This window comes from Brevibacillus fortis (genome assembly GCF_003013395.1).
Taxonomy (GTDB): Bacteria; Bacillota; Bacilli; order Brevibacillales; family Brevibacillaceae; genus Brevibacillus; species Brevibacillus fortis.
Map to the genome: position 1 here is coordinate 66,256 of NZ_PXZM01000036.1, position 16,936 is coordinate 83,191.

General features: G+C 47.0%; 16 protein-coding genes and 1 pseudogene. 13 read left to right on the forward strand and 4 right to left on the reverse strand.

Going from position 1 to position 16,936, the window contains the following annotated elements; genetic code table 11:
* Nucleotides 1-30: 30 nt before the first annotated feature.
* Complete coding sequence (locus tag C7R93_RS21070; RefSeq protein ID WP_106840654.1) at nucleotides 31-342, reverse strand: YfhH family protein; 312 nt, start codon at nucleotides 340-342, stop codon at nucleotides 31-33.
* Nucleotides 343-444: 102 nt separating this feature from the next.
* Between C7R93_RS21070 and C7R93_RS21075 the strand changes: the two are divergent.
* Nucleotides 445-561 (forward strand): annotated as a pseudogene (locus C7R93_RS21075) (SDR family NAD(P)-dependent oxidoreductase); the annotation flags it as partial.
* 334 nt (nucleotides 562-895) lie between these two features.
* Here the strand turns inward: C7R93_RS21075 and C7R93_RS21080 are convergent.
* Entirely contained in the window at nucleotides 896-1,519 is a 624-nt protein-coding gene (locus C7R93_RS21080; RefSeq protein WP_106840655.1) for a cell wall hydrolase, read from the reverse strand.
* A 229-nt stretch (nucleotides 1,520-1,748) separates the two neighbouring features.
* Entirely contained in the window at nucleotides 1,749-2,456 is a 708-nt protein-coding gene (locus C7R93_RS21085; RefSeq protein WP_106840656.1) for a peptidylprolyl isomerase, read from the reverse strand.
* 126 nt (nucleotides 2,457-2,582) lie between these two features.
* Between C7R93_RS21085 and C7R93_RS21090 the strand changes: the two genes are divergently transcribed.
* The 8 genes from C7R93_RS21090 to C7R93_RS21125 all read left to right on the forward strand — a co-directional run bounded on the left by C7R93_RS21090 (nucleotide 2,583) and on the right by C7R93_RS21125 (nucleotide 10,179).
* Nucleotides 2,583-3,740, forward strand: a complete 1,158-nt coding sequence (locus C7R93_RS21090) for a trans-sulfuration enzyme family protein (RefSeq protein ID WP_106840657.1) — start codon at nucleotides 2,583-2,585, stop codon at nucleotides 3,738-3,740.
* Between the two features lie 137 nt (nucleotides 3,741-3,877).
* Nucleotides 3,878-4,432: an RNA polymerase sigma factor gene (locus C7R93_RS21095; RefSeq protein WP_106840658.1), complete on the forward strand. Its 555-nt coding sequence runs from the start codon at nucleotides 3,878-3,880 to the stop codon at nucleotides 4,430-4,432.
* Complete coding sequence (locus C7R93_RS21100; protein ID WP_106840659.1) at nucleotides 4,429-5,505, forward strand: TolB family protein; 1,077 nt, start codon at nucleotides 4,429-4,431, stop codon at nucleotides 5,503-5,505. Before C7R93_RS21095 ends, C7R93_RS21100 begins: the two co-directional genes overlap by 4 nt.
* Before the next feature lie 14 nt (nucleotides 5,506-5,519).
* Nucleotides 5,520-7,748 carry a hypothetical protein gene (locus C7R93_RS21105; protein WP_106840660.1) on the forward strand — a complete coding sequence of 743 codons (2,229 nt, stop codon included), beginning with the start codon at nucleotides 5,520-5,522 and terminating at the stop codon, nucleotides 7,746-7,748.
* Nucleotides 7,742-8,674, forward strand: a complete 933-nt coding sequence (locus C7R93_RS21110; RefSeq protein WP_106840661.1) for an ABC transporter ATP-binding protein — start codon at nucleotides 7,742-7,744, stop codon at nucleotides 8,672-8,674. The genes C7R93_RS21105 and C7R93_RS21110 overlap by 7 nt, the downstream gene beginning before the upstream one ends.
* Nucleotides 8,671-9,537: an ABC transporter permease gene (locus tag C7R93_RS21115; RefSeq protein ID WP_106840662.1), complete on the forward strand. Its 867-nt coding sequence runs from the start codon at nucleotides 8,671-8,673 to the stop codon at nucleotides 9,535-9,537. The genes C7R93_RS21110 and C7R93_RS21115 overlap by 4 nt, the downstream gene beginning before the upstream one ends.
* Nucleotides 9,527-9,739, forward strand: coding sequence for a hypothetical protein (locus C7R93_RS21120; RefSeq protein ID WP_106840663.1), 213 nt, complete (start codon nucleotides 9,527-9,529; stop codon nucleotides 9,737-9,739). The genes C7R93_RS21115 and C7R93_RS21120 overlap by 11 nt, the downstream gene beginning before the upstream one ends.
* A gap of 38 nt (nucleotides 9,740-9,777) precedes the next feature.
* Complete coding sequence (locus tag C7R93_RS21125; RefSeq protein ID WP_244191606.1) at nucleotides 9,778-10,179, forward strand: DUF1292 domain-containing protein; 402 nt, start codon at nucleotides 9,778-9,780, stop codon at nucleotides 10,177-10,179.
* A gap of 68 nt (nucleotides 10,180-10,247) precedes the next feature.
* Here the strand turns inward: C7R93_RS21125 and C7R93_RS21130 are convergent, their stop codons facing one another.
* Entirely contained in the window at nucleotides 10,248-10,625 is a 378-nt protein-coding gene (locus C7R93_RS21130) for a YflT domain-containing protein (protein ID WP_106840664.1), read from the reverse strand.
* Nucleotides 10,626-11,155: 530 nt separating this feature from the next.
* Between C7R93_RS21130 and C7R93_RS21135 the strand changes: the two genes are divergently transcribed.
* From C7R93_RS21135 to C7R93_RS21150, 4 genes are all read left to right on the forward strand, one after another.
* A complete protein-coding gene (locus C7R93_RS21135; RefSeq protein WP_106840665.1) occupies nucleotides 11,156-13,126 on the forward strand; it encodes a DNA gyrase/topoisomerase IV subunit B in 1,971 nt (656 codons plus the stop codon).
* A 2-nt stretch (nucleotides 13,127-13,128) separates the two neighbouring features.
* On the forward strand, nucleotides 13,129-15,591 hold the full coding sequence (parC, locus tag C7R93_RS21140) for a DNA topoisomerase IV subunit A (RefSeq protein ID WP_412679456.1): 2,463 nt from the start codon (nucleotides 13,129-13,131) through the stop codon (nucleotides 15,589-15,591).
* Between the two features lie 97 nt (nucleotides 15,592-15,688).
* On the forward strand, nucleotides 15,689-16,009 hold the full coding sequence (locus tag C7R93_RS21145; RefSeq protein WP_106840666.1) for a hypothetical protein: 321 nt from the start codon (nucleotides 15,689-15,691) through the stop codon (nucleotides 16,007-16,009).
* A gap of 185 nt (nucleotides 16,010-16,194) precedes the next feature.
* Entirely contained in the window at nucleotides 16,195-16,842 is a 648-nt protein-coding gene (locus tag C7R93_RS21150; protein ID WP_106840667.1) for a nitroreductase family protein, read from the forward strand.
* Nucleotides 16,843-16,936 lie beyond the last annotated feature (94 nt).

Sequence of the window (16,936 nt, forward strand, 5' to 3'; positions counted from 1 at the left end):
CACAAGAGTGCGAGTGCCGATCTCTTTTTTCTAGTCGAACCACAGTTCCAGCATTCCTACTGGAAAACCTGTCTGTTCGTCCGAATCAGGGAAACGTCCCCAAGCGAAGACGCCGTTGAAATAATCGATGGTAAACGGCTGATCGTAATCAGGCACACTGTATTTGCTGCCGATTCGGAACTCATCTGTTCCTAAATAGTACGATTTCGCCATGAAGTACTTTTGTGTAATGATAGCGAGCTGTGAGTGATCACCAAGCTTCTTTTTCTCGTTCGCTTCGACGTGCAGGCGCTCCATTTCCTCCTGCAGCTCGGCGAGTGTCATTTGACTGTACAAACGCAACGGACTGCCCCCTTTCCATACAGGTATATTGTAGCAAAAGACAAGGGAAAAGGCGATGGATGCAGAATCCTCTAAGGGAACGAAAGGGGAGGCGTTTCGAAAATGACACGTTTTGAATTGCATGGAAAAAAAGCAATCATAACAGGTGCTGGAAGAGGAATTGGGAAGGCACTTGCATTGGGTATCGCAGAAGCGGGGGCGGAGGTCGCGGTAGTCTCGCATGTCCATATACGGGTTTTAAAATAAAAAAAGGGGCATTCCCAGTTGGGAATGCCTAATTATTGGGGGCGATTGAGAAAAAGAACGACTGATTGTTCTATGACTGGTTTGCTCTCACCCAAAACAGTCAATCAATCAAAGCTATTAGCGTAGGCATACTCAGATTGAACGATCGATCTAAACATGCTTACGTTAAAAAGTCATCCAAAGAAGATAATCGAACTTTTTCTCAATGCGTTGAAAAAGTGCTTACATCTACAACATAGCAAGCAAAAGTAAAACATCAATAAAATAAAAATAAAGTATTATTAAATCTTTTTCTGTAAGTAGCGCGTTAACGAGCGAAACGATGGTTACCGATCTCAACCGTTACAGGACGTGACCAAATCCACTTGGATGTAGCTGTATCAGGATTGAAGAAGTAAAGGGAACCATTGCTCGGATCTTTTCCATTCACCGCGTCCTGGACCGCTTTTCTCGTACTCTCATTTGATTGATGTGTCAGATTGCCGTCATGGACAGGCGAAAACGCATTGGGAGCATAAATAACCTCCCGTACCGTATTTGGAAATTCATCTGAAGCAACCCGATTCAATACAACGGCAGCAATCGCTACCTGTCCTTCATACGGTTCTCCCCGGCCTTCCGCATACACTAACCGGGCGAGCAGTTCCATATCCCTCGTAGAAATCTTCACTTTTCCATTGCGAACCACTTTTGGGCGACTATCACGACTGACCTGCACAGACTCGCGATTTACGGCTGTAGCAGATGTGGTTGGTTTCTTTTCCTTCTTCGATACTTGTTCCGATGGCGCCTGTGCACTACCGAGAACAGGGAGTATTTGTACTGGTTGTGGTGCCATTGCACTTGTCGGTGTGACAAATAAGCATAATAGCATCAAGCCAAAACTGTTCAAAAAGAAGAAAAAGCGCGTTGGCGCTTCTCGTGTCAACATGGTGTGAACCACTCCTTTTCGCTTTTTGCGTTTTGATTGCGGAAGCGAATCAGGTCTTTTGCAAGTCTATCGGTCTTGTCGGAATGGTTCAAGAGGTAATTGGTTCCATAGGACTATTTACAAATTGACTTTAATCGTGAAAGTGTTTTCATGAATGGACGAATTCCCCTATAAAAAAAGCCACTTTCCCGATGAGAAAGTGGCTTTCGTGTGCAACTGGAAGCTGCTCTTATTTTTCCGTAATCGTAATGGATTTAATGGTAATCGTTTGCTCCGGAATACTTGATTCACCAGTTTGTGGGTTTTTCTTTACTTTAGTTCCTGCAATTTTTTGAACGATATCCATGCCACCCGTAACTTTTCCGAAAATCGTGTAATTCGGAGAGTTGTCCAAGCCGGTCACGTCAGGTCCAGAACCAATGAAGAATTGGCTACCATTCGTGTTTTTACCAGAATTCGCCATAGCAACCACGCCTGGTTCATATTTATGACCATTTTTCAATTCGTCTTCAAACGTGTAACCTGGACCACCCATTCCAGATCCCAATGGATCGCCTGTTTGAATCATGAAGTCTTTGATGATGCGGTGGAACGTGATGCCATCATAGTACTTGTCCTTTGCGAGGAAAACAAAGTTATTTACTGCAATCGGGGCTTCTTTTTCAAACAGATCGATCGTAATGTCTCCCATGGAAGTAGAGATTTTCGCTTGATAGTCCTTTGCTTTGTCGATCTGCATTGCCGGAGCCTTCTCGTATTTCTTCTCTCCGGTTGGGCCCGGTGGGTTAGCAGGCTCTTTGGATGCTGGTTTCTCTGCTGGTTTCTCTGCTGGCGTAGTCGGCTGATTAGGAGCGGCTTCATTGCTTCCTGTAGAACAACCCGTAACCAAGGCGATTGCCGTCAGACATGTGAACAGAGTTGTAATCATTTTTCTCATCTTATGCACCTTCCTTTGTTTCGTACTGTTGGGTGGTTCGGTTTCGAATTATAACACAAGTAGTTTAGCTTTTGCCAATCCGCTAGTTTCCTTTCCAATCTCGCGTGGTATGATTGGGAGAAAAGGGTGATCAATGTGGCAGAGCGATTTGAGACCAAAACGGTACATATTGGACATGACCCTTTGCGGCGAGTAAAGAGCAAATCTACACCGATTTATCAAACCTCCGTATTTGCCTTCGAAGGCTTGGAAGAAGTAGAACAGTACTACGTCGGCGAAGGAGAATACTTGTATACCCGAAATGGCAACCCCAACCAAGCAGAGCTGGCTCGTGCAATCGCTGTTTTAGAAGGAGCAGAAGCAGGCGTCAGTGCTGCCTCCGGTATGGGAGCGATCATGGCGGGTTTACTTGCCGTTCTTTCCCCTGGTGATCACGTGCTGGCTTCCCATGAAATTTATGGCGGTACCTATGCTCTACTGCACAAGGAGCTTTCTCGGTTTGGGATCGAGCTTGAGTGCATCCAGCTTGGCCAAATGACAAATCTTGCCGATCATGTTCGCCCATCTACGCGGATGTTTTTCTTGGAGACCATCACAAATCCGCTATTGACAGTTGTGGAACTGCCTTACTGGATCAAGGAAGCAAAGCATCTTGGCTTAACCGTCATGGTGGATAATACGTTTGCAACTCCGTATTTGGTACAACCAATTTCGTTCGGAGCAGATCTCGTGGTACATAGTGGAACCAAATACATTGGTGGACATAGTGATGTGACGTCGGGTGTCCTGGTTGGATCCCATGCGAAAGTCAAGCGTGCCACGGAGATTGTAGCCAACTACGGTGCATCGCTCAGTCCTTTTGAGGCCTGGTTGACATCTCGCGGTTTGAAAACATTGGCAGTGAGAATGGAGCGTCAATGCGATAATGCCAGCCAGATCGCTGCGTTTCTTCGTGATCATCCTGCAGTTGGACAAGTATATTACCCAAGTCCTACCGATACCTTCTTTTTTTCACGGCAAAAACAGGGGGCAATGGTATCATTTGTACTGGCAGACGAGACGAAGATTTACGACTTTTACCGGGCACTTGACTGGATCAAATTAGCTCCGTCCCTTGCAGGAGTGGAGACGAGTGTCTCTCATCCCGTTACGACATCCCACCGTGCTTTTTCTGAAGAGCAGCGCAGGGAGACTGGAATTACGATGGGACTGGTACGGTTATCGGTCGGAATCGAGGCTGTTCAAGACATTCTGTTAGAATTAGATGCCGCATTAGGGAAATAATTCAAAAAACTTTGCCACATTATGAAACTTTCTTCCTAAGAAATACGTATTACTTAGTTAGAGTAGTCTCAGAATGCAGTGGAGAAAGTCCATTCTGAGGGCATGCTTCAGTCTGGAAGAAACCGAGGAAAACGCAAATGGGAATGGCTATGAAGCAACCGTCGGGGCCATCATCCGGAGATTATTATGAATCTCGTCCATTTACGGAACTGTATGACGAGTATTTTGATCGCGTCAACCGGTATTTACGATGCCGAGTTCAAAGTACGTGGGATGCCGATGATTTGACCACCGTGGTCTTTTTAAAAGCGCTAGAAAAATTCGAGCAATATAGCAGAACAAGTCCTTTCGCATCATGGATCTTTCGTATTGCGCACAATACATATGTCGATTTTATGCGGAAAAACAGGGAGTTTCCGGTTGACCAAGAAGATTTTTTAGGAGCAGAACCAGACGACACATGGCAGCCAGAACGACAAGCGCTGACGAATGAAGAGATTCGTCAGCTTCGTGATCGTCTGGACTTGTTGTCTCAGGATCAACGAGACGTGTTGATGCTCCGTTACTTTGCTGACCTCAAAATCAGTCAGGTAGCTGAGGTGCTCGGCAAAACTGAATCCAGTATCAAAATGATTTCTTATCGCGGATTACAAAAACTTCAAAAGATGTATGAGAGGGGGGACTCCGAATGAGAGAAGAGGAGAAGCGCCCCCAGGATCATCAATCCGATGATCAGACTGTAACCCAACTCCTAGCCCATTTGAAGCAGATGCGCGGGTCGGTTCCTGTCAATTATCAGTTAAAATCAGACCTCAAAAAACAATTGCTCCAGAAAATGAGAGAACTCGAAGCGAAACAGGCAAAAGCTCCAAGTACTGCACCCCAAAAATGGGGAAGGCAGGTTTGGACCGGAATCGCGGCTGCTGCACTTGCGATTGCCATAGGAGGATTTGTGTGGTGGAACAATACCTCTCTTGCCGTTCGAGAGAATGAAGTACTTAAGCTGCCAGCACAAGCGACCGCGGAGCTTGTTGATATTGATCGGAAAGCGACTCAGCTTACTTATATCAATAACAATGCAGAGCTGAAAACCATGCCAATCGATGAGGAAATAAAGCCAGTCACGATCAAGCTGCCGCCAACCGAAGGCAAATACACGGGAGTAGCGTGGTCTAATTCTGGGAACCAAATTGCTGTTGTCGAGCAGGATAAAAAATTATCGCGGATATGGATTGTGGAGATGCCGACGACTTACAGCATGGGCAGCAGCCGATTGCTGAAAGAAGAAGAAGGGGTATTGTACTCTACTCCAAGCTGGTCTGAACATGATGATTCGCTTGCCTTTACCCGCTCCAAGAATGGCGTCGAAGAAATTTGGGTCAGCAGTACAGTATCGTTCCAAGAGTGGAAGCTTGTAGAAGGCTCTCAGCCTGCATGGTCACCAAATGGAAGCTTGCTTGCCTTCAATAAAGCTGGTGAAGTACAGCTGATGGAAGTACGGACAGGGAAAGTTACCTCGCTTGCAATGGGACAGTGGGCATCGTGGAGCTCCGATACGAAATTGACCTATACACACCCAAATGGAACGCTGATGGAAGTAAACGTGGGTGAAGAGCCTTTTGTGACACGCGAGCTACCATTGCGAAACCAGTCATCTGAAGCGCTGATCAAAGGCAACTGGGCAAACAAGGGTAAGAACTTACTGCTTATCTCACGCCATGATCAACTTCAACAACTGGTTATCTCTTTGGCGTCACGAAAATGAGCGGAGGAACAAGCATGAGATGGAAATGGGTGTTAATCTTTGTCATCACATGGCTTAGCTTTTCGATACGCCCAGCTATGGCAGAGAACAACGTAGACATACAATTCGAGATACCTTTAGGTGGTATCGTCAAATATGAATCATGGATGAGACTAGGCGTAAAGGTAACCAGCCAGGAACAGAATTTCACAGGGGCTGTGGAGTTATCTCAACGACAAGTCAAAAAAAATAATGAATTTAAGCTGCGGCGTCCAATAAAGCTCGAGCAAGGAAAAAGTACAACCGTGTACTTTGATATGCCTTCCCAAATCTTGCTCGATGATTGGTACGTCCAGGTGACGCAAAACGGTCAAGTTATCAAAAGCGAAAAGTTGCGTATTCCTTACCCAACAGATGGCCGTACGATTGGGGTGATCAGCGAAGAAGGCAATGCGTTTCATTTTCTTGCTGTCAATCAATCACAATCCAAAATGAACCGCCCCTTGTCCGTACAAAATCTCACGGAACAAATGTTGCCTGACCAATCGTGGATTTACGAAAACATGGACATGTTAGCGTTGGCAGGCAATAGCGGCTCCACAATTAATGATCAACAGATGGCAGCGATCAAGGAGTGGATCCAGCTCGGAGGGATCGTAGTTGTTTCCGCAGGTCCCAATCAAGATGGAATGATCCAGCGGTTTGCTGATATCCTCCCTGTGGAAGCCGGAAAAGCTAGTACTATTGAGCTACAGCAAGCATTAAGCGAGTATGACATTGCGAAAGTTGCGCCAAATGGCAGGATAGGTGTATACAACCGTGACTTGCCCTTATTTGTGTCAAAATCGTACGGCAGAGGATTGCTGCTATTTGTCAACTATGATGTGACAGTAGAGCCGTTGGCATCCTGGCAGTTCAATCCACAACTGTGGCAAAATGCAATGATCCAGCATGGCGCCAAGAAGATATTTGAAGAGAAGCTTTATATGGATCAAATGACCCGACCTTTTCTTGACTTGAGCAAAAAGATCCCTGAAGTACAGACTCCTCTGCCGATCTGGATGGTGGCGTTGTGGGGCGGATATGTCATTGTACTCGCACCATTGACATACTTCGTTTTGAAAAGAATGAGAAAACCTGAATGGGCGTGGGGAGTCATCCCGGCAGGAGGAATTTTCTTGACCGTCGCTATATTCGCGGTAGGAAAGCCTGCTGTTGTGAAAACGAGTACCAGCTACGCAGTAACCAAGATCGACATATTAGATGAGTCTCTGGCTCATGTTCGCTCAGCAGCAACGTTTTTGGGGGTGGATCAAAACGAATACGATGTTCAGCTTGAACCGTCGATCGTTGCGCTGCCCTTGACAGTGGGGCGAAATGATTATCGACCAGAGGGACTCATGGATGGCGATGAGGTTCTCTCTTTCCGCAATCTTCCCTATTTGACACCGAAACAGGCGATCGGTATCGGGGTAAAGCACGACATGGGTGCTTTCGATACTTCCTTGCGAATCAATGAGAATCGTCTGCAAGGGCACGTGAAAAACAATACGGAGTTTGCCTACGATCAGACTTATATTGAAATTGGTTTTCAGCGAATTCCGCTTGGGCCATTGAAAAAGGGAGAAGAAAAGCAGATTGACAGTGTGCTTGAGCCCTTATTTATGCCAAGAAAACCACAGGCAACAAAAGAATTGCAAACGATTGAAGAACGAATCAAAGAAATGCAGGAAAGAGTGGTTGAATATGAAGAGGGGAATCAGGTAAGTATCATAGGCACAACGACAGAGCCTCTTCCTCTGATGACAATGCAGGTGCCTCATCAAGCGAATTACTGGAATGTCATACAGCAGCCTATTCAATTCCAGCCGAATGAACAAGGTCTAGTGACGTTTCCTTATGGCATGCTTGATGCTGATATGTATGAAGTGACAGGGGACTTCGACAGTACCGGATACATTTGGCAGCTGGGAAAGGGCAACATTACGTTTGAGTTGCGTACAGACAAAGCGGCGATCAATATGAAGCGAATAACGGTACCATTGAATCACAGCTCATTCAAGCCTTTCCGGATAGAATACTTCCATCAAAAGAGCGGTAGGTGGATACCTGTTGAGCGCGGGAAGAGACTTGTCCTCGATAATGATATCCAGCAAGTATTGACGCCAAATCAAACATTATTGCTTCGCTTTTCCCACAATGGAACATCGAGATTAGCTCTACCAGAGCCAATTTTCCAGGTAGAGGGGGTGCGAAAATGGTAATCGAAACCGTTCATTTAGGAAAAAGATACGGCAATTTGCAAGCATTGACAGATTTGAACCTCTCGATCGAGCCGGGTAAGGTGTTCGGTTTCATTGGTCCGAATGGCGCCGGAAAATCAACTACGATGCTTATCTTGTCTACCCTTCTTGAACAGAGTGAAGGGGAAGCATTTGTCTGTGGCTACAATGTGCGGAAAGATCCTGCAAGTGTGCGTCAGTCTGTTGGCTACATGCCCGATTTTTTTGGCGTGTACGACAATTTGACAGCTGTAGAGTATTTGGAGTTTTATGCGGGAGCTTACAAAATTCCTGCCTCCAAAAGACGGGCGCTCGTCACTGATCTTTTGGAACTGGTGAATCTGTCTCACAAAGCAGACGCTTTCGTCGATTCTTTGTCTCGAGGTATGCAGCAGCGCCTGGGGCTAGCCCGTTGTCTGGTACATGATCCAGCTGTGCTGATTTTGGATGAACCCGCATCAGGACTGGACCCGCGAGCTCGTATCGAATTACGTGAGATTATGAAGCAACTACGTGCAATGGGCAAGACGATTATTATCAGCTCCCATGTTTTGCCGGAGCTAGCCGAGTTGTGTGATGATATTGGTGTCATTGAAAAAGGCAGATTAATTGCGTATGGTTCTGTACATGAGGTCAGCAATCGGGACACAGGACAAAGCCGTATGCAACTAAGAGCCTTGCGGAACTTGGACAAAGCGGGACTACTGTTAGCGAGCTCTCCGTATGTACATCAATTGACGGAATATATGGGAGGCTTTCGCTTCTACTTTCAAGGGACGGAGCAACAAAAAGCTGATTTGCTTCAAGAACTGCTGGATGAGCAGGTCGCAGTCGTCTACTATGGCGATTCCAAGAAAGATTTAGAAGACGTCTTCTTAGCGATTACGGAAGGAGTCGGTATGGAGTGAGCGACTTCTTGTTCAATCCTCTTTTGGTAAAAGAAATGCGGGACAGATTCCGCTCGAGAAAGACCATGCTCATTTTAGTCGTGTATTTGTTTGTCATGGGGGGAATACCAATGGGCTTTTTGCTCATGGACCCCCTTAAGGCCGAATCGTTAGGGGATAGTCGGGATCTGTTCCTGCTTTCCGCGGGTATACACTACGCGATGGTTTGCTTTGTGGCACCTGCTTTGACTGCTGGAGCGATCAGTGGAGAGAGAGAACGTCAGACCTTGCATATTTTGCTGACAACACAGTTGTCGACGCGCACGATTATTTTGAGCAAGCTCATCACATCCTTAGCGTTCTCCACACTGCTCTTGGTTGCATCGATGCCTCTATACAGTATTGTAATGCTGTACGGGAGCGTATCCCCGGAACAAATGGCTCAGCTCGTTCTCTTTCTCGCGGTGAATATGTTTTTTCTAGGGTCGTTGGGGTTGTTCTGCTCTACCTGGATTAAACGAACGTCGATCTCGACGGTCACCACGTACGGGATTGCCTTCTTTTTTGTGGTAGGTACTGGCTTGCTGTTCTTTTTCATCGGTGAGTCCTTGCAACAGACGTATCCGGAACGATACGTCAATTCGGATGTTTGGAGCATGTATGAGTTGCAGATGTTGGCAGGGATGAACCCGATCATCGTGTTGTTCGATATTTTAGGCGAATCATTCGATCAGTCCGATGATATTAGTTTTGCACCGTGGCTGTTTTTCTCATGTGTGTACGTGGTTCTTTCCTTTGTGCTTGTCATATGGAGCGCTTATTTGTTAAAACCAATTCGCCGAAAATGGTGGAGTTGGAAGAAACGACCTGTTCGTGTACAATGAAAAAGGTGCATGGGAAAAGGGAGGTTTTTTTGTGAGCGATCAAGAAGTGCAGATCATTGATTTTGAAGAACTGCTCCGTGCGATTGAGAGCCGTCTGGCATCTGCAGGCTTGTATGTCAAACGCGAAGCGATCGTGACCATTCTTCAGGCAGAAGAAGCATTTTTGCTTGAAAAGGGTGTTCTTCAAGAGTATAGTGAGTAATCAGCTAACAACCTGCCTAAAGTGGTAGGTTGTTTTTCATGGACAAAGGAAGGCAGAGAGTTATTCGCCTGTTTGCTTCTCCCGGAAAAAAACGGTATGATGGAATAGAGTACGAATATCAGCATAAGGACGTGAACACATTGACAGAAGAGAACAAAGACCTCGAGTTGGGCGATATCATTACATTGGACGATGAAAACGGTGAACCGTTGGGGGATTTCGAAGTATTGGCTATGTTCGACCTGAACGGTAAAGAATATATTGCCTTGGCTGAAGCGGTGGAAGACGAAGAAAGCGAAGAAGATGAAGAAGTGGATATCTTCGTATTCCAAGTGGACGGCGGCGAAATGGTACCATTGGAAGAGGACGAGGAGAGCACTGTTTACGCGAAGCTGAACGAAGTGCTGGAAGGCATCGAACTCATTAAAGAAGACAAGTAATCCCGGTATGAACGAAAAAAGCCACTGCTGGCGTCAGAACCCAAGCAGTGGCTTTTTCTTGCAGTCGATCAGTCATTCATTTTAATAATGTTATCCTTGAGGTCTCGTACAACGAGAAGGCAGGTGTAGTCTGTTTCCTGTAGCTCGCGAACCAGCGCAGAGCACTCGTCTTTCGTAAGACCGAGCTTTTCGAGTCGCGTACGGAGTTCTTTACCGCCATTGTCAAAGAAATGCGCCATGCTGTCAATGTGACCGACGGCACTTTCAAAGTGGGTACTGTATTTATAAAAATTGTTTCGTTGATTTGAGTGATTTTTATCAGGATTCCATTTCAAAACCCAGATGTCATCACTGTTGTATCCGGCAGCAGTTAACGCGTGAACGTCAGAAGCAAGCTCAGCATCATACTTGTGGAATTTGACGAACGGCTTGGTAGCACTGATCAATATTATTCCCCCCTTTTTCGCCTCAGGAATCGATGCCTTACTAGGATGCCCAAAGCCAAAACGCGGATGAATGGAAATACCTGAGGCAAAGCAGTGAACGGTACAAAAGAACAATTGGCATATTTTCCTTGATAGTAGCAGGATTACGATGATGGAGGAAGAAATAGAGAAAGGGAAACAAATGTTTTGGTTTTTCGTTTTGACCAATCTTCACCATTAGTGCTACACTAATTAATGGAATATGCTTGTCATGTACAGAACGAATGTGAAACGAGGAATACTGAGGATAATCGGCCATCTCGCTAGGGGCGAGGTGGCTTTTTTGCCCCATTTTGCTACTGGCGTTGAATACTATGGGAACCATACGGTACAATAGCGATTAAGTGTTCGCTTTTATTAGGAAAACGTACCTCTCATGGTGATTGAAACATCTCGGCGTTTTTCAAAAAAGGTGAAAACGACGCTAGCCATCAGTAAAAAAGGCATGAAAAGTTTTGGTACGTGTCCGAAGAGTAGAGGGGAGAGCGCGATTGAAGGAAACAGAAACACAGCAAACACTAACGTATACAGAAGAAGACATTCAGGTCTTAGAAGGCTTGATTGCCGTTCGAAAGCGGCCTGGAATGTACATAGGTTCCACGGGCTCGCGTGGCCTGCATCATCTGCTGTGGGAAATTGTAGATAACGCCAAAGATGAGTCGCTTGCCGGTGTTAACGATAGCATCATCGTCACTTTGAACAAGGATGGCAGTGTCAGTGTAGAAGACCATGGACGCGGAATTCCAACCGGTATGCACAAGACTGGTCGACCTGTACCAGAAGTTATTTTTACGACGCTCCATGCCGGCGGTAAATTCGGCGGCGGCGGATATAAAAAAAGTGGTGGCTTGCACGGGGTAGGCTCTAGTGTCGTTGTCGCCTTGTCCAAATGGCTTGAGGTCGAAATCCATCGCGAAGGCAAAATTCATAAGCAGCGCTTTGAATATGTTGTGGATGCAAATGGAATCGAGCATGTCGGTAAGCCTGTTACAGGTCTTGAAATCACAGGGAACACCAAACGCACAGGCACAACCGTACGTTTTCTGCCGGATGACGCGGTGTTTGGCAATGCTCGCTTTGACTATGAGACGATTCGTGATCGTTTTCGTGAGACGGCATTCCTTCTGAAAAAGCTGCGCATGGTTTTGATTGATGAGCGCGGACCGGAAAAGAAACGGGAAGAGTTTTACTTCGAAGATGGCTTGAAATCATACGTTTCCTATTTAAACGAGGGGAAAAACACCCTTCATCCGATTGTTTACTTCGAAGGAGAAAAGGACAATATCTACGTTGAGCTGGCCTTTCAGTACAATGACGGCTATGCGGAAACACTGGTATCCTATGTCAACTCGATTGTAACAACGGACGGCGGAACACATGTCACGGGCTTCCGCAACGGTACGACCCGGATTTTTAATGAATTTGCCCGGAAAAAAGGGTACTTGAAAGAAAAAGACCCGAACTTGACTGGAAACGATTTGCGGGAAGGTTTCCTCGGTGTATTGTCATTGCAAATGGCTGACGTCCAGTTTGAGTCCCAAACAAAAGACAAGCTGGGGAACGAAGAAGCACGGGCAATTGTAGAACAGATTGTTTCCGAAAAGCTAGGCTTCTTCCTCGAGGAAAATCCGGAAATAGGCAAGCTGCTAATTGACAAGGCGTTGCGTTCTGCTGAGATTCGCGAAGAGCTGCGCAAACAACGCGAAGCACTACGCGGCGACAAGAAAGGCAAAACCGCGAAAAAGCGCAAATCGATTTCGGAAAAGTTTACTCCGCCGCAATACAGAGACTCCAAGCGCAATGAGCTCTTCCTCGTCGAGGGGGATTCCGCGGGTGGCTCTGCAAAACAGGCACGTAATTCAGAGTTCCAAGCCTTGTTCAGCCTGCGCGGGAAGCCGTTGAACACGGAAAAAGCAAAGCTATCAGAGGTATTGGCGAATGAAGAGTTCCGCACGATCCTAGAGGTGCTTGAAACCGATATTGGCGAAGAGTTTTCCATCGAAAACTGTGCGTTCGATAAAGTGATCATCATGTCTGACGCGGACGTTGACGGCTCGCACATTCAAACGCTCTTACTGACCTTCTTCTTCCGCTACATGCGCCCGATGATTGCAGCTGGTCACTTGTATATTGCCCAACCACCTTTGTATCAGGTGAAAAAGCAGAGCAAGGGCAAGCAAACAGAGGGGATCTACTGTTGGAGTGATTACGAGCTGGAACAGGCGTTGAAAAAGGCTGGACGCGGTGCTGAAGTGCAACGCTACAAAGGTTTGGGTGAGATGAACGCCGATCAGCTCTGGGAAACAACGATGGATCCTGAGACGCGCAAGCTCATCAAGGTTGAACTGGAAGACCTCGCTCACTGTGAGAAGCTGGTAACTGTTTTGATGGGTGACAAAGTCCCACCACGGCGTGAGTGGATCGAGAACCACGTCACCTTTGAAGTGGGGGAGGATGAATAAGCATGCTGTCCAATCAAGTGATTAATCAGAGCTTCGCGGAGATTATGGGAAAGCGCTTTGGGGACTATGCCAACCTGGTTATTCTCTCACGCGCGATCCCAGATGCTCGCGATGGACTAAAACCGGTACAGCGCCGTATTTTGTATGCCATGTACCAAGAAGGCAACACGAACGATAAACCATACCGTAAATCAGCGAAAACGGTCGGATACGTGATGGGTACCTATCATCCGCACGGTGACTCGGCGATTTACGAAACGATGGTACGGATGGCACAATGGTGGAAAATGCGTCAGGTGCTTATTCAAGGACACGGAAACTTCGGTAGCTTGGACGCAGACCCGCCAGCCGCTATGCGTTATACCGAATCCAGACTGTCGGCATTGGCCAACGAGCTATTACGCGACATTGAAAAGGATACGGTTACATTTATCCCGAACTACGACAACTCTGCTCAACAACCGGCAGTATTGCCTTCACGGTTTCCGAATCTTCTCGTGAATGGCGCTGCTGGGATCGCGGTTGGTTTTGCAACAGACATCCCGACTCACAATCTGGGTGAAGTCATCGATGCGGCTGTTGCACAAATGAAGAACCCGAATATCTCGCTGGATGAGCTGATGCAGCACGTCAAGGGGCCAGATTTTCCAACAGGCGGCATTGTTCAAGGGCTGTCCGGAATTCGTAAGGCGTTTGAGACAGGCCGTGGCCAATTCATCATTCGCGGGAAGACCCATGTCGAGGAGCCAAAAGGCGGCAAAATCAAAAAAATCGTCATTTCCGAAATCCCTTACGAAGTGGTCAAGTCAAAGCTCGTCGGCCAAATCGATGAGCTCGTGATGGAGCGCAAAATCGAGGGGGCACTGGCGGTTCGCGATGAAACCGGTCGCAAAGAGGCCGAGCAGAAAAAAGTCCGTATCGTAGTGGATATTCGCAAGGAAGCAGATGAACAGGCGATTCTCAACTACCTGTACAAAAATACGGATCTGCAAATCTATTACAACTACAACATGAACGTGATTCATGAGGGGACCATCCGCCAGATGGGACTCAAGGCTTTGTTGGGGGCGTACATCGACCACCAAAAAGAAGTCGTCACGAATCGCTGCCAATATGATCTGAATCGAAAGCAAAGCCGCGAGCATATCGTGGAAGGCTTGATTCGCGCCAAGTCCATTTTGCGTGAGATCGTCGATACGATTATGGATTCGGAAGACCGTGCAGATGCCAAGAATAACATCATGGAGAAATACGGCTTCACCGAAAACCAAGCGGATGCGATTTTGAGCATTCAGCTCGCTTCCTTGACACGTCTGGATATCGTTAAGCTGGAAAAAGAATTGGCAACGCTGGCAAAAGAAATCGAGGAACTTAAGTCGATTTTGGCAAGTGAGAAAAAGCTGATTCAAGTCATTACAGGCGAACTGAACGAGATCAAGAAAAAATATGCAGAAGAGCGCCTGACAGAAATTCAGGGCGAGATCGAGGAAATCAAAATCGATATCGCCATGCAAATCAATGCAGAGGATTGCATCGTAACCCTCACAAACGAAGGATATATCAAGCGGACGAGCCCGCGTTCCTTCAAATCAGTAGGGGGAACGCTGGAGACATGTGGTGTAAAAGAGGGAGACCGTGTCCGTTATTTCATGGAGACGAATACGTCCCACACTGCTCTCTTCTTTACTCAGGACGGTAAATACTTCGCTACTCTGGTCAACGCCTTCCCGGACGATAAGTGGAAGGATATCGGTTCTGCCCTCGTCAACATCATCCCATTGGAGAAAAATCAGCGAATCGTTGGCTTTACGATCGTAGAGAACTTCAAACAACCGCTGTATGTCTACCATGTAAGTAAAAATGGTTTGATGAAAAAGACCGCGTTGTCCGAATACGAAACGAATCGTTCCAGTGCGTTGGTAGCTGCGAAGCTGAAAGCCGACGATGACGAATTTGTGAATGTGTTTGTTGCAGACGAAGCTGGGGCGATACTCGGTGCGACCAAGGATGGCATGGGCATTCGATTCCAGCGCAGTGAAGTCAGCGCAACGGGTAGAGCGTCGAGCGGGGTAAAAGCAATCGCACTTGCTCCAGACGACGATGTGATCACGCTGCTTCCGATTGAGGAAGACGACTCTCGTGCCTTTAGCTTGTTGACGGCTGAAGGGGTTGTAAAACGCACGGCCATTGCTGCGATCCCACTCCAGGCACGCGCAGGCAAAGGCGTACAGTTGATTCGTAAACGTAAAAATAATCCGCATGAGCTTGTCGCGATGTTCATCGAGGAAACCGTCTATGCCTGGACGTCGCAGAACGAATGGACCCTTGTCGAGACAGAGCAAGTGATCGTCAACGAGCAAGGTGGTATCGGCCGACAACTGGTGGAGGGTGGGGTAAAAGCAGTCGCTTTTGAAACCATTTTGCCGACAGATGAACCGAAGGACGATGCGACTTCAAAAGGCTGAGGAGACGGAGCTGGCACAGCAGGACAACAGAAAACGTCTAATGTCCAGGCTAGCCTGTTCGATGGAGTTCATCGAGAAAAAAAGGAATGATGAATAGATGGCGTTTGAAGACTTTGTTTCACCGCTAAGCTGGCAGCAAGTTTCTCTGCTTCTTGATACTGTGCAATATTTCGAAGAGGCGCCGAAGCTGCTCTCGCTTCCACAAGAGCAAGGCGCAAGTGTGCCTGTGCCGATTACGTCAGACACATTGAAGACGATGCTTGGGTGTTTGGACGAAGAGGAAGCATTTAGCCGCAAAGCTTTTTCATTGAGATGGGAAGCAGGTGAGGACGAAGGAAGTGGCTACCTCGTTGTCGAGCTTCCGAATGGAGACACCGTAAGACAGCCAGCCGTTCTATCCGCTTTTTCTCCGGTTTAACAGAGTAACGCTTTGGTGACGAGCTTGCATCCATGATAGGATGTGAGCCGTTTAGCCGAAGCGTTTTTTTGCATACGAAAAGATTGCCAGCGAATTGGAGTTTGTGATACAGTTTGAACACGAGTGATTTGTAATAAAGTTAGTAACTTACTGAGATAGCAACCTTACCTATGGAGGATGGAATCATGGAAAAAGTCATCAATCAAAAGGCTTTTATGGACGTCATTCGCGAGCGTCGTTCCGTACGTCATTACGATCCAACAGCAAAAATCTCGCGGGATGAATGGAAGGAAATGTTGCAGGAAGCGACCTTGGCACCTTCCAGCTCCAACCTCCAGCCGTGGCGGTTTTTGATTATTGATGAACAGCCATTGAAAGAGAAACTGCTCCCCATCGCATTTAACCAAAAGCAGGTGGTAGAGGCTGCGGCGGTTATTGCAGTCTTGGCTGATTATGAGGGCTACAAGCAAGCCGGGAGCATTTACAAAAAAGCGGTCGAAGCAGGTTACATGACAGAGGAAGTAAAAGCCGCGTTCATCGACAACATCAACAAACGTTATGAGAATCGGGATCGGTCAATCATCAAGGAAATTGCTTTGGTAGACGGAGGTCTCGTCGCGATGCAATTGATGCTCGTTGCCAAGGCAAGAGGGTACGACACGGTGCCGATGGGAGGCTATAACAGCGAGAAATTTAAGGAAGCTTTCCAAATCCCAGATCAATATGAAACGGTCATGTTGATTGCAATCGGCAAAGCGGCACAGCCCGGTCATCCGACTACTCGCCTGGATGTAGAAGAGATTACGTTCTGGAATGAGATGCCGAGTAAATAAGCACGGAGACATAATATAGTCTTGGCCTTCCATGATTTTGGGGTCAGGGCTTTTTTTACGTTTGCAAGCTTTCGAGGGACAGACATGCTGGCAA

What these genes read in the sequence shown, in the direction of transcription:
- C7R93_RS21080 (WP_106840655.1), bottom strand. Translation starts at nt 1,519, where the DNA reads ATGTTGACACGAGAAGCGCCAACGCGCTTTTTCTTCTTTTTGAACAGT.
- C7R93_RS21085 (WP_106840656.1), bottom strand. Translation starts at nt 2,456, where the DNA reads ATGAGAAAAATGATTACAACTCTGTTCACATGTCTGACGGCAATCGCC.
- C7R93_RS21095 (WP_106840658.1), top strand. Translation starts at nt 3,878, where the DNA reads ATGGGAATGGCTATGAAGCAACCGTCGGGGCCATCATCCGGAGATTAT.
- C7R93_RS21100 (WP_106840659.1), top strand. Translation starts at nt 4,429, where the DNA reads ATGAGAGAAGAGGAGAAGCGCCCCCAGGATCATCAATCCGATGATCAG.
- C7R93_RS21105 (WP_106840660.1), top strand. Translation starts at nt 5,520, where the DNA reads ATGAGATGGAAATGGGTGTTAATCTTTGTCATCACATGGCTTAGCTTT.
- C7R93_RS21110 (WP_106840661.1), top strand. Translation starts at nt 7,742, where the DNA reads ATGGTAATCGAAACCGTTCATTTAGGAAAAAGATACGGCAATTTGCAA.
- C7R93_RS21125 (WP_244191606.1), top strand. Translation starts at nt 9,778, where the DNA reads ATGGACAAAGGAAGGCAGAGAGTTATTCGCCTGTTTGCTTCTCCCGGA.
- parC (WP_412679456.1), top strand. Translation starts at nt 13,129, where the DNA reads ATGCTGTCCAATCAAGTGATTAATCAGAGCTTCGCGGAGATTATGGGA.
- C7R93_RS21145 (WP_106840666.1), top strand. Translation starts at nt 15,689, where the DNA reads ATGGCGTTTGAAGACTTTGTTTCACCGCTAAGCTGGCAGCAAGTTTCT.
- C7R93_RS21150 (WP_106840667.1), top strand. Translation starts at nt 16,195, where the DNA reads ATGGAAAAAGTCATCAATCAAAAGGCTTTTATGGACGTCATTCGCGAG.